The organism is Legionella birminghamensis (assembly GCF_900452515.1).
Lineage (GTDB): Bacteria > Pseudomonadota > Gammaproteobacteria > Legionellales > Legionellaceae > Legionella_C > Legionella_C birminghamensis.
On record NZ_UGNW01000001.1, the window covers coordinates 2,273,168 to 2,285,744 of the forward strand.

The window sequence follows — 12,577 nt, forward strand, 5'->3', positions numbered from 1 at the left end:
GATACGCGTAAGGCAGAGAAACCCTTGCCCGATCTGGATTGACTTCAATCATACATGGTAATTTATACACATATTACGGTAAAAAATACGGTAACTAAATAAATAGTGATGATATAAAATTCAGTATATATTTTGACCTTAACGGGGATTATATATGCAGCTTCAAACAGATACTCCACTTTGCTGGACAGGAAAATAACAGCAGGAATCTGTTAATTTTGAGCATAATAGTTGAACCAAAGATTCAAAATATGGCTGTTGTACCAGTACGAATGAGTTTCACGAGGCTAATCGATAGCGAGTGATTATTTAGACACTTAATTAATGACTCTAATATCTTTGTGCTAATTAAGCCTTTCTTTATATAAGCGTAGATTTTTTATCATTTCAGGAGAAATTATGTTACCCAGTAAAAAACCTTTTGATATTCCTTCCTTTAAAGGAAATATCTATTACAACACTGAGACAAATGAATTTTATTCAAAAGGCGTTTCTTCGCTTAAAAACGGCGAAATAATAATTTATAAATCAATTGCTAATTGCCCTAGGGCACAACAATTTTTTTAAATCCAATGAAAATCAAGATCTTAAATTAAAAATAACCATTGATGATAAAGACTATGAAGGTTTTGACGTGCAATTTGATAACAAAACTCTATTAATCGATGGTAAAAACTATAAAGACGTTACACCATTAACAGGAGCTGCCGTTCAGTTATCTCAAGATGGAATTACTTATGAGAAATTCCCCAATATTGTAGCAAATTCTATTTTCCATCTACCTATTCCACAATGCACAGTAAAGGGGCTTTATCGTTTTATGTCAAATTTAAACCCAGAATTTGAAATTAATAAAGCTGATATGGATTACTATTTTAGCAAACTAACTGGAACTGAAAGAGACAAATTTATCGAACTATTTGGTGTTGTAGAAAAGAGCAATGCAGAAGGCATCTTAAAACCAAATTGTCCATAGGCATGCAAACTGTAACGGCCTAATAATGTCCAGCGCAACAGACTGAATTAAAAAAGGGAGAGAGGGACTCTAGCATGCAGGCGTCAATTCTATGCGGTTAACTTGGCAAGACGTTCATTGTTATGAACAACCTAATGCTGTCTTTGATTTTTTTGAGTTATTTCGCTACAATTAATGTGGCTAACAGTTAAATATATTGTTAATTTATGGCTCGAGAGGAAAATGAGCACCACTAATTTTTTAAATGAGTTTTTGTTAAAAAATCGAAGTATTCCTGAATTATCACAGATTTACCATCATGTTTATTTTAAAAAAAATGATGGTGGATATTTTGGGGCAAATGATTCAATCTTGCATTATTTTGACCTGCCAGATCATTCACAATTATTGCAACTAAAAGAGATCGAGGTACTTCCAAGTATTGAGATCTATAATGCCGTCCTCAATAATGACGAGCTTGTTAAAAAGAGTGAATGCCCTAATGTTTTTTATGAACAAGGGTTTATTTCCATAAAATCGCCATTATATAATGGAACAAATATTGTAGGCCTGCTAGGAATCTCCTTAAAAATGGAGCAGTACAGCCTGGGGGATTTTAACAGCATTATTTCTATAATAAATACTATTTTTCAGCAAAGCTTATCCAATGAAATAAGCGAGATAAATTGTATAAATAAAAAACCACTCTCTATTAATTTAACACCTCGAGAAATTGATTGCCTGCGTTTGTATATGAAGGGGTATACAATAAAGAATATTGCCAAGTATTTGAACCTTTCCTCCAGATCCATTGAATTTTATATGGTAAACATTAAAAATAAGTTTGGTGTTAATAAGCGCTCTGAATTACTACCATTGGCTTTTGAATATTACCCAAATTTAATGGAATAAGATTTTTCCTCTTCGTGTTGGCATGTAACCTACTCTTTGGCTGCAGCAGCTAAAAACGCATTATCGAGGCTTCCTGTTTACCAAGATTTTCTTATGGTCGATATTGTTAATTGCCAGATACCGCTAATAATCGTGTTGCTCAAACCTCTCGAAATAATCAGTACCTCTATCGGTTGAAGTGCGAAATATCCAGGTTGACGGTGTTCAAAGCAAGGTAGAACCTTGTCATTATCATACCTCAGATTAAGTCAGAATTAATTCACGTATATCATTGCTCAAGCATTAAAATACATACTGGAACAATGATAAATAAATGTTATAAATTAAATTATTCTTTAATTAAGTAGGTGCATTTTGAGGTGAATAGATGACTTCCTCTTGCGCATCTGATTCTACTGAATAATCAATTACTACACCATCGACAATGACTTTTTTTCCTGTAACTATAATATGTTTTCCCTCATAACCAATACCATCTATACTGGTTCAACGAGAGAATCAGTGTCTTGGCTTTGACCAAACGAATTGATAAAATACATCTCGCGTACTGGATTAGCGCAAGGAAAAATTTCGAATTCATTACTTCCTAAAACTCTAACCTTTCCCACAACAAAAATTCGATCATCGACTACGATACTACCATAATAGATATGGCCGGATTGCAATGAGGACATAACAACGGGTTTGCAATTATAAAGACTATTCATAAGTCGCTGATTACATGACTCTTTATGACCATCGTACAAAGATGGTGAAAAGTCTTTTAGTACTTTTTCTTTAATTTGCTTAGCTTTCTGTGCATATTTTTCATTAATCATGCCTTATTCCTCGTGTAAATTATCTTAATATGATTGGTGTGACTCACCTTCATCCAGTTTGCTCATATGAACGCAAGGATTAGTAATGCTTAAACTAGTAAGTTCGCAGAGAAATACTTGCCCATTCTGGATCAACCTCAATCATAATACATAATTTGTACACAGATTACTGTAAAAAATACGGTAATCAGTGCTTGGTGTCTATGTATACAGTAGATATTTGACTTTCATGTAGACTATCTGTGCGGTTCAAACTGAAGCATCTCTTTGCTGAATGGGTAACAACCGCAATCTGATACTGGAAATAATAGTTGAAACAGTAATCAAAATATGGCTGTTGTATGGAATAGTGATAGTAATGACTATAATAACAATAGAATGTAACGAAATAATTCACTCCAGTCGTAAGCGAGAACGCTGGATATTTTTCTCTGTCGTTAACCCTAAATCACAATTAAGCAAGCTTATTTCAATACGCTCTTTTGACTTCCCAATATTGACTCTTTTCAAAGCAATAAAGCCAACCTCTGCCGTCGAGCGCACGTGCGTTCCTCCACAAGAAACTTTAGAAAAGCCTTCAATTTCCCAAAAACGTCGTTCATTTTTCACATCGGAAAAACCTGTAGTAATGGGTTTATCTTGGTTAATTATTTCATTATAGTCATTCAATAGCTCATCTAAAAAGCAGGAAATATTTTTATCATAAGCAAAATCAATACGAGCTTTAGTTTCGGCAATATGCGCACCAATTTTTTCAACATGAAGTTTTTGAGTAACTAACTCAAGAATTAATTCAGCAGCAAAATGCAAACGCATAAGCCGATAACGCCTAAGCCAATCGATTGTCATTGTTACTTGCATGTTTGGTCTTAAGTTATGACCATCAGGGAGCGTATAATAGATAAGATTTCCTTTTATCTGAGAATCTAAAATAGGCAGTTCATTTATATAAGCTTTATCACTTTCTTGACCGCCTGAAAAAGAAAAAGCTATGGTTTCTTCAAATAAGACACAATTATTATCTACTAATGAAACGTAAGTTATCAATTGCTGTTGGTAAGGATCTTCCCAAAATACTTTTTTCATATAAAATTAACGTAGGATAAACTTTCTATTATTTAACCATATATTAATCGAATTGCACTAGAGTTTAAGTATGAAAAATGAGAGAAAAAATTAAATCATTGATTAGCAATAATCAGCATCCAAAATACAATTTACATCTTCCGGGGATAGTTTCTCTGGGAGTAGTCAATGCTTCTGAGGGCTTAAATTTGCAATGTTTTCCTACTGGAATAATTAAAACCCCGAAGTATTGAAATGCATAAAAACGGAAATAACTCATGTCTATCAATCAAAATCGAATTGTCCAGGTGGTACCTTATGATATCAATTGGCCTCTAAAGTTTGCTGATGAAGCAAAAGAAATTAAAGTTGCTTTGGGAGCTAATTGCATTGAGATCCATCATATTGGATCAACCTCTGTTCCTGGCCTCGCTGCAAAACCTGTAATCGACATGATACCTGTGGTGTTAGATATCACTAGAGTAGAACATGCTAATGCTGCAATGTTAGCAATTGGGTATGAAGCTAAAGGTGAGTATGGTATGCCTTTCCGTCGATATTTCCAAAAAGGAGGTAAACAAAGAACTCATCATGTTCATGTCTTTGAGGTGGGCAGCCCCGAGATTGAGCGGCATTTAAAATTTCGCGATTGGATGAGAGATCATTCAGAAGACAGGGAGGCTTATGCTCTCTTAAAACAAGGATTAGCGCATAAATATCCTGATGATATAGATGCTTATTGTTTAGGTAAGGACGAGTTTATTACAAGTATTGATAAGAAAACAGGATTTAATGGACTAAGAATGGTTAAAGCATTAACTACACGAGAATGGAATATGCTGCGCCACTTCAGGCAATTTTACTTTTTTGATAAGGCTGGACTTGCAGATCCTTACACCTGGACTTTTGATAATGATGCACATACTCATTGGGTTTTATATCAAGGTACCGAAATTATTGGTTATACTCACCTTCAACTATGGCCCCATCACAGGGTAGCCATGCGTATTATTGTTATTAAGGAGGAGAAAAGAAATCACCAATACGGCAGTCAATTTTTAGGATTATGCGAAAAATGGCTTAAAAGTCAGGGGTATAAAAGTTTACATATTGAATCCCCGCCAAATGCTCTGAAATTTTATAGAAACCATGGGTATATCCAGATGCCCTTTAACGATCCTGATGGTTATGAGAGCTCCCCGGCTAATACTGCTTTAGGGAAAATATTATGATCACTATTAATAATGAGCGAAGGCGACATTCCAACTATTGTTGAAACGACCAGATCTCCAGCCCATTCCTTTAAGAACCAGACTGATAGAAGTAGTTCAACCGACTCTCGATAAAATCAGTGTATTACATGCTCACCCTTAAACCTTGCTAATACCCCTTTTTCATTCCCGAGATTAAGGGCGGTGCGATTGTTTTGGCAGTTCTTCATCCTCAAGCAAAAAGGTTTGGCTATTGGATGAGCCAAGCTGTATTGGGTCATTGTCCGTACTGTTAGTTGATGATTGAAAAAATGTGTTCAATCGGCTGGCACTTGCTTGGATTTTATTGGGTAGTGGACGAACAAGAGCCTTGAATTCCTCTTGGTCAGCAAATTGTAGATAAGGCAAAGCAGCCTGGAAATCCTCCAGGCATTTAACCAGGTCTTCCTCTCGGCATAGGCCGATAAACTCGTTGTTCACTGCACTAGCGATAGCCGATTTTGTAAAAACATCATTTAATAGGGTGCCAACTTTCTCATCATCAGTTAATTGGGCAACAACCTGGTTAAACTTCTCCCGCTCTGCTTCACAACCTGATATGGCCTGGTTGCGCAATTCTCTGATAAAGCCAAAAGTGGCTTGCTCGGTTAATTGTTTAAGCTTTCTGGTAATGGTTTTTTTATTAACATAAAGAAACTGGATTAACGGCGAAAAGCTTGAAAGTTTTTCACAAAACTTATTGGCCGTGCCGCCATAGCAAATGGGTTTATCACTACCACCCATATCAATGCCTTTCTTATCAAGATTATAGCCACGTTGGATTTCATAGAACGCTTGAGCAAAAGGTACAATGAAATTAGGCTTATCCTTAACCTCGGTCCATAACCAACGCATAAAATCAGCTAACGGAACAGTCAGGGACTTGTCTTTGTCTGCCTGCAAAGTGGTTAGTAAGAGGCTTATCTCTGCATGGCTGGTTAATTCAAGTTTGGCTATCAGATTTAAGCCAAGCGCTTTTTTTTCTGCATCCACAGTGAGGTTGATTGGAGTGCGCCCAAGCCTTGTCATGCACCGGTTAGCAGCGTTAATCATCTCAGCCGGCAAATCGGCAGAGGGTGATAAAGCGGCAATCGCCGTACTAATCTCGCTCCAGGTTGAAACAGCAGGTTGAGAATCCGATTGCAGGTATTTACTAGCCAATAACCACATCGTTAAATCAGTTGCCGCATGCACACTAGCCGTATGAGTGCTTTGAGCTTCATTCAGTTGCTCTGGCTCTTCGGTTTCTTGCAGGTTAACTAGTCTGTTAAAATAGCGCTCCAGTGCGGTTATACCGGCTTCTATGTTATTTTGATACCTGCTCGCAAGCCTAAGTATCTCGTTAAAGCGAGCCTGGGTCAGCAAGTGCTCAGGCGTATTCCTCCAGCAGTTCATTAGTCGTTCGTGAGTTAATAACTGGACATGATTAACCGCGAGCTCTATATAGTTTGCCTGGCCTTGAGTACCGGTTAACAGCCGCGCTTCCTTAAGACTGAGCAGAACTGTATTCATATCTTTAGGCTTAGCAGCCTGAGCTAGCGCTTTCCGGTTAGTATCGGCTTGCGTACTACTTAAAAGACCGGCATTGCCAAGTATTTTAAGCCCATAAGCTACCTCCTTAGGATCGGCAGACAGCACCACAGCCTGCCGGTTAGAATTGGCTTGTTCACCGGTTAGGAGACCGGCTTTGTTTAATATTTTAAGACTCTTCACCACAGCAGCAGGGTTAGCCGACTGCACTAAAGCTTGCCGGTTAGCATCATGTTGCTCTCGGCTTAAGAGGTTGGCTTTGTTAAGGCTTGTAGGGCCATACGCCACATCCCAAGGTTTAGCAGACAAAACTAGCGCTTGCCAGTTAGCACCAGCTTGTTCACCGCTTAAGAGGCCGGCTTTGTTAAGGAGGTCCAGACCATACGCCATCTCCTGAGGATTAGCAGACCTCACTAGTGCTTTCCGGTTAGAATTGCCTTGCTCACCGGTTAAAAGACCGGCTTCGTTAAGTATTTCAAGGCAATATGCCACAGATGCAGGATTAGCAGACTGGACTACCACCAGCCAGTTCGCATTGGCTTGTTCACGGCTTAAGAGGCCGGCTTCGTTTAGAATTTTTAGGCCCTTCGCCATACCGGGAGGATTAGTAGATCGCACTAACGCTTGCCAGTTAGCATTGGCTTGTTCATCGCTTAAGAGACCAGCTTCGTTTAGGATTTCAAGGCTAAACGCCAAAAATTCAGGTTTAGTAGACTGAACTACCACCTGTCGGTTAGGATTGGCTTGCTCACCACTTAAGAGACCGGCTTTGTGAAGGATTTTTAGGCTCTTCGCCACATCCTCAGGATTAGCAGACTGCACTAGCGCTTGCCAGTTAGCATTAGCTTGTTCACAGTTTAAGAGACCGGCTTCGTTAAGAATTTTTAGGGCACATGCCACATCTACAAGATTAATAGACTGAATTAGCGCTTGCCAGCTAGCATCAGCTTGTTCGCCGCTTAAGACGCTTGCGTGGTAAAGAACTTCAAGGCAATACGCCACACCATCCGAATTAGCAGACTTTACTAGCGCTTGCCGGTTAGCATCGGCTTGCCCACCGCTTAAGAGGCCGGCTTTGTTAAGGATTGCCAGGCCATACGCCACAGACGCAGGTTGTGCAGACTGCACTAGCGCTTGCAAGTTAGAATTAGCTTGCTCACCTCTTAATAGACCGGCTTTGTTAAGGATTTTCAAACCCTCCACCACCTCCTTATGATTAGCTGACTGCACTAGGGTTTGCCGGTTGGCATCGGCTTGCTCACCGCTTAAAAGACCAGCTTGGTTAAGCATTTCTATGCCATACGCCACAGACTCAGGGTTTGCAGACTGCACCAGCGCTTGCCGGTTAGCATCGGCTTGCTCACCGGTTAAGAGACCAACTTCATCAAGGATTTTTAGGCCATACGCCACAAAAGCAGGTTGTGAGGACTGAACTAGTGCCTTCCGGTTAGAATTGGCTTGATTACCGGTTAAGAGGCCGGCTTTGCTAAGCATTTCCAGGCCATACGCCACATCCTCAGGTTTAGCAGACTGCAGTAGCGCTTGCCAGTTAGCATTCGCTTGCTCCCCACTTAATAGACCTGTTTGAAAGAAGTCGGCTTCTTTAAGGATTTTTAGTGCATCTGCCACCTTCTTAAGATTTGCAGACTTTACTAGCGCTTGCCGGTTGGCATCGGCAAGCTCATCGGTTAAGAGGCCGGCTTTGTGAAGGATTTCCAGGCAATACGCCGTCTCCTTTGGATTGGCAGACTGTAATAGCGCTTGCAGGTTAGCATTAGCCTGCTGACGGGTTAAGAGGCCGGCTTTGCCAAGGATTTTCAGGTAATGCGCCGTCTCCTTTGGATTGGCAGACTGTAATAGCGCTTGCCAGTTGAAATTGGCTTGCTCCCCACTTAATAGACCTGTTTTAAAGAAGTCGACTTCAAGTATTTTTAGAGCATCTGCCATCTCCTTAGGATTGGCATATTGTACTAGCGCTTGACGGTTGGCATTGCCTTCCTCACCGCTTAAGAGGCCGGATTTGTTAAGGATTTCCAGGCAACGCGCCACATCCCTGGATTTAGCAGACCGGACTAACGCTTGCCGGTTAGCGTCGGCTTGCTCACCGGTCAAGAGATCGGCATAGCTAAGAATTTTTAAGCCATGCGCCACAATCTCAGGTTTAGCAGACTGCACTAGCGCTTGCCGGTTAGCATCGCCTTGCTCACCGCTTAATAACCGATCTCTATGAAGGATCTCCAGGCCATACGCCACATCTCTAGGATTAGCAGACTGCACTAGCGTTTGCCGGTTGGTATTGGCTTGTTTACCGGTTAAGAGGCCCGCTTTGTTAAGAGTTTTTAGGCCAATCGCCACACCAATAGGATTAGCAGACTGCACTAGCGCTTGCCAATTAGCGTCATCCCGCTCACAGGTTAAGAGGCCGGCTTGCTTGAGAATTTTCAGACTAATCTCCATGTCCCCAGGATTTGCAGACTCCGCCAGCGTTTGCCAGTTAACATCAGCTTGCTCATCGCTTAAGAAGCGATCTTTATGAAGAATTTCCAGGCCATACGCTGCATCTATAGGATTAGCAGACTGTACTAGCGTTTGTCGGTTGGCATCAGCTTGCTCACCGGTTAAGAGACCGGCTTTATTAAGGATTTTTAGACCAATCGCAACCCCCTTCGGATTTGCAGACTTCACTAGCGCCTGCCGGTTTGCATCAGCTTGTCCAGTGGTTAAAAGTCTGGCTTTATTAAGGATTTTTAGACCAATCGCCACATCCCAAGGTTTGGCAGACTGCACTAGCGTTTGCAGGTTGGCATTGGCTTGCTCACCAGTTAAGAGGCCAGCATTATAATGATTTATAAGGCTATAGGCCGTCTCCCAGGGTTCAGCGGAATGAATTATAGCTTGTCGGAAAGCATCAGCACGATAATCGCCTAAGAAACCGGCTTCGTTAAGAACTTTTAGACCAATCGCAACCCCTCTGGGATTAGCAGACTGCACTAAAGCTTGCCGGTTAGAATCAGCTTGCTCATTAGTTAAGAGGCCAGCGTTGTTAAGAATTTCCAGGCCATACGTTGCCTCTCTAGGATTAGCGGACTGAACTACTGCTAGTAGGTTAGCATGGAGTTTCTCATCAGTAGAGAAGTTAGGCCGGTTAATAGCCGGCATAATTTCTTCTGAGTTAACCGCTTTAACTATCTTCGTTAAGCTCATTAACCAATTAGGGTTCGTAATGAGAACCATATTTGGACTCTTTGTTGTGAGGGTAAATGTAGATAGTTTGGCAATGTAAGAAACAAACCCGCGGGCAATGGCACCGGTGCTGTACAAATAAGCATAGTAGACTTTGGCTGCCTGCTGCGCCGTGGGATTATTGGTATTAAAGGCGTCCAATGCTATAGCGAGCTCACTGGGAAAAGACCAACGCGTAAGCCAGCTTAATTTTTTATAGCTGTGTAAAAGCAGATTAATGTCATTTAAAATAGCATCATTCATTTAGGTGTATCCAAAAAAATCAGGCCATTAACGCGTAAATCCCATGGCCATAAATGGTTAGTTTGATTCCACTTAATCCAGTCTGCCTATGGGAAAAAAAGGTTGGAGCTGCTTAAACTTATGTATGGACGGATTCCATGTCTTCGCTAATCAGTTATTCTTTTCCATTTTCCACACAATAACCTTCCATCATTAAGTAGAAGTTTCCTAACTCTAATAATGAATCTATGTTATTAATAAACCCGCACATGCCCGAGGGATCATTGTTCGTTCTGGATTGGTTTCAATCATACATCGTAATTTATGCACATATTACCGTAAAAAATACGGTAATTAGTGCGGAGATAAACTTTAGGGTATTTTGACTTTCGTGGTGATTATATATGCAGATTCAAACAGAAAACTCCCCTTTGCTGGATGGGAAAACGACAGCAGGAATCTGTTAATTTGAAAATAACTATTGCTGGAACGACCAGATCGCTCCAGCAGATCGCTCTTAAGAACCGACTTACAGAAAGCAGTTCAACCTACTTTTGCTAAATCAAAGTGTCTACACATATTTACCCTTAACACCTTGCTAATGCCCCTTCCTCATTCCTTGAGATTAAGGGCGGTGCGATTGTTTTGGCAGTTCTTCATCCTCAAGCAAAAAGGTTTGGCTATTGGATGAGCCAAACTGTATTGGGTCATTGTCCGTACTGTTGGTTGATGATTGAAAAAATGTGTTCAATCGGCTGGCACTTGCTTGGATTTTATCGGGTAGTGGACGAACAAGGGTATTGAGCTCCTTTTGGTCAGCAAATTGTAAATATGGTAACGCTGCCTGGAAATCCTCCACGCATTTAACCAGGTCTTCCTCACGGCATCGACCGCTAAACTCGTTGTTCACCGCACTAGCGATGGCCGATTTTGTAAAAACATCCTTTAATAAGATACTAACCCTCTCATCATCAGTTAATTGGGCAATAACCTGCTTAAACCTCTCCCGCTCTGCTTCACTACCTGTTATGGCCTGGTTGCGTAATTCTTTAATAAAGCCAAAAGTGGCTTCCTCGGTTAATTGTTTAAGCTTTTTAGTAATGGTTTTTTTATTAACATAAAGAAACTGGATTAACGGCGATAAGCTTGAAAGTTTTTCACAAAACTTATTGGCCGTACCACCATAGCAAATGGGTTTATCATTACCACCCATATCAATGCCTTGCTTATTAAGATTGTAACCACGCTGAATTTCATAGAGCGCTTGAGCAAAGGGCACAATAAAATCAGGCTTATCCTTAACCTCGGTCCATAACCAGCGTATAAAATCAGCTAATGGAACAGTCAGGGACTTGTCTTTGTCTGCCTGCATCGTTGCTAATAAGAGGCTTATTTCAGGATGGCTGGTTAATTGAAGTTTGGCTATCAGATTTAAGCCAAGCGCTTTTTTTTTCTGCATCCACAGTGAGGTTAATTGGAGTGCGCCCAAGCCTTGTCATGCCCCGGTTGGCAGCGGCAATGACCTCAGCTGGCAAATCAGCAGAGGGCGATAAAGCACCAATCGCCGTACCAATCTCGTTCCAGGTTGAAACAGCAGGCCGCGAATCCGATTGCAGGTATTTACTGGCTAATAACCACATCGTTAAATCGGTTGCTGCATGCACACTGGCTGTATGGGTGCTTTGAGCTTCATTCAGTTGCTCTGGCTCTTCGGCTTCTTCTAACTGTACGAGCCCTGCGTTGTTTAAGATGTTTAGGACAGGGGCAATATTCCCAGGCCTATCAGATCGCACTAGCACTTGCCGGTTATTTTCCCCGGTCAAGAGACCGGCATTGTGAAGGATGGCCAGGCCATGCGCTACATCGCCAGGCTTGTAAGACTGTCCTAGCGCTTGGCGGTTAGTATCGGCTTGTTCAAAACTCATTAACCAATTAGAGTCAGTCATAGGGACCATATTTTGATCCTTTATTTCCCTTTTGGAAGAAAAGACTGATAGTTTAGCTATGGAAGAAACAAGCCCGCGGGTAAAAGCACCGGTGCTGTTCAAATAAGCACCGTAGACTTTAGCTGCCTGCTGTGCCGTGGGATTATTAGCATCAAAGGCGTCTAATGCTATAGCAAGCTCATTTGGAAAAGACCAACGCGTAAGCCAGCTTAATTGTTTATAGCCGTATAAAAGCAGATTGATGTCATTTAAAATAGCGTCGTTCATTCAGGTGTCCCCAAAAAAGTCAAGCCATTAACTCGTAAAGCCGATGGCCATAAATGGCTAGTGTGATTCCACTTAATCCAGTCTATCTATAGGAAGCAAGTTTCTGTTCCTTCTAAACGCGCACAGGATAGAACAACTTTTTCTCAAACTGGACTGACTTCAATCATACATCACAATATACACATAATACGGTAAAAAATACGATAATTAATGCATGGCTTTAGACAAGCCAGTGTGATTTGGACCGATAAATTGTTCATAAAATACATTTAGAGCGGTCAACAGCCAAACTAGTCAATGCACTTTTTTATCACATCCCATGTTTATTAGATGTCTCTTTGATCTAATAAACATGGATTGTGGATCCCA

The 12,577-nt window shown here is 40.8% G+C and carries 9 protein-coding genes; 4 read left to right on the forward strand and 5 right to left on the reverse strand.

Going from position 1 to position 12,577, the window contains the following annotated elements; genetic code table 11:
* Nucleotides 1–399 precede the first annotated feature (399 nt).
* The 3 genes from DYH42_RS16595 (at nucleotide 400) to DYH42_RS09555 (ending at nucleotide 1,867) form a co-directional block, all read left to right on the forward strand.
* A complete protein-coding gene (locus tag DYH42_RS16595) occupies nucleotides 400–567 on the forward strand; it encodes a hypothetical protein (RefSeq protein ID WP_172464992.1) in 168 nt (55 codons plus the stop codon).
* On the forward strand, nucleotides 533–976 hold the full coding sequence (locus DYH42_RS09550) for a hypothetical protein (protein ID WP_058523393.1): 444 nt from the start codon (nucleotides 533–535) through the stop codon (nucleotides 974–976). Before DYH42_RS16595 ends, DYH42_RS09550 begins: the two co-directional genes overlap by 35 nt.
* A 222-nt stretch (nucleotides 977–1,198) precedes the next feature.
* A complete protein-coding gene (locus tag DYH42_RS09555; RefSeq protein WP_058523392.1) occupies nucleotides 1,199–1,867 on the forward strand; it encodes a response regulator transcription factor in 669 nt (222 codons plus the stop codon).
* A 476-nt stretch (nucleotides 1,868–2,343) separates the two neighbouring features.
* Here the strand turns inward: DYH42_RS09555 and DYH42_RS09560 are convergent, their stop codons facing one another.
* The gene (locus DYH42_RS09560) at nucleotides 2,344–2,685 is read right to left on the reverse strand and encodes a hypothetical protein (protein WP_058523391.1); all 342 of its coding nucleotides are present in this window, start codon (nucleotides 2,683–2,685) and stop codon (nucleotides 2,344–2,346) included.
* Between the two features lie 393 nt (nucleotides 2,686–3,078).
* On the reverse strand, nucleotides 3,079–3,771 hold the full coding sequence (locus DYH42_RS09565; RefSeq protein WP_058523390.1) for an alanyl-tRNA editing protein: 693 nt from the start codon (nucleotides 3,769–3,771) through the stop codon (nucleotides 3,079–3,081).
* A 257-nt stretch (nucleotides 3,772–4,028) separates the two neighbouring features.
* Here DYH42_RS09565 and DYH42_RS09570 point away from each other — a divergent pair, with 257 nt between their 5' ends.
* Nucleotides 4,029–4,982, forward strand: a complete 954-nt coding sequence (locus tag DYH42_RS09570; protein ID WP_058523389.1) for a bifunctional GrpB family protein/GNAT family N-acetyltransferase — start codon at nucleotides 4,029–4,031, stop codon at nucleotides 4,980–4,982.
* A gap of 174 nt (nucleotides 4,983–5,156) precedes the next feature.
* Here DYH42_RS09570 and DYH42_RS09575 read toward each other — a convergent pair whose 3' ends face one another.
* From DYH42_RS09575 to DYH42_RS09585, 3 genes are all read right to left on the reverse strand, one after another.
* The gene (locus DYH42_RS09575) at nucleotides 5,157–10,016 is read right to left on the reverse strand and encodes a hypothetical protein (protein ID WP_058523388.1); all 4,860 of its coding nucleotides are present in this window, start codon (nucleotides 10,014–10,016) and stop codon (nucleotides 5,157–5,159) included.
* Between the two features lie 604 nt (nucleotides 10,017–10,620).
* A complete protein-coding gene (locus DYH42_RS09580) occupies nucleotides 10,621–11,454 on the reverse strand; it encodes a hypothetical protein (RefSeq protein ID WP_058523387.1) in 834 nt (277 codons plus the stop codon).
* Nucleotides 11,390–12,208, reverse strand: a complete 819-nt coding sequence (locus DYH42_RS09585) for a hypothetical protein (RefSeq protein ID WP_058523386.1) — start codon at nucleotides 12,206–12,208, stop codon at nucleotides 11,390–11,392. Before DYH42_RS09585 ends, DYH42_RS09580 begins: the two co-directional genes overlap by 65 nt.
* Nucleotides 12,209–12,577: the final 369 nt, after the last annotated feature.

Coding starts and splice junctions, on each gene's coding strand:
- DYH42_RS09555 (WP_058523392.1), top strand. CDS start 1,199: ATGAGCACCACTAATTTTTTAAATGAGTTTTTGTTAAAAAATCGAAGT.
- DYH42_RS09575 (WP_058523388.1), bottom strand. CDS start 10,016: ATGAATGATGCTATTTTAAATGACATTAATCTGCTTTTACACAGCTAT.
- DYH42_RS09560 (WP_058523391.1), bottom strand. CDS start 2,685: ATGATTAATGAAAAATATGCACAGAAAGCTAAGCAAATTAAAGAAAAA.
- DYH42_RS09565 (WP_058523390.1), bottom strand. CDS start 3,771: ATGAAAAAAGTATTTTGGGAAGATCCTTACCAACAGCAATTGATAACT.
- DYH42_RS09585 (WP_058523386.1), bottom strand. CDS start 12,208: ATGAACGACGCTATTTTAAATGACATCAATCTGCTTTTATACGGCTAT.
- DYH42_RS16595 (WP_172464992.1), top strand. CDS start 400: ATGTTACCCAGTAAAAAACCTTTTGATATTCCTTCCTTTAAAGGAAAT.
- DYH42_RS09570 (WP_058523389.1), top strand. CDS start 4,029: ATGTCTATCAATCAAAATCGAATTGTCCAGGTGGTACCTTATGATATC.
- DYH42_RS09580 (WP_058523387.1), bottom strand. CDS start 11,454: ATGCAGAAAAAAAAAGCGCTTGGCTTAAATCTGATAGCCAAACTTCAA.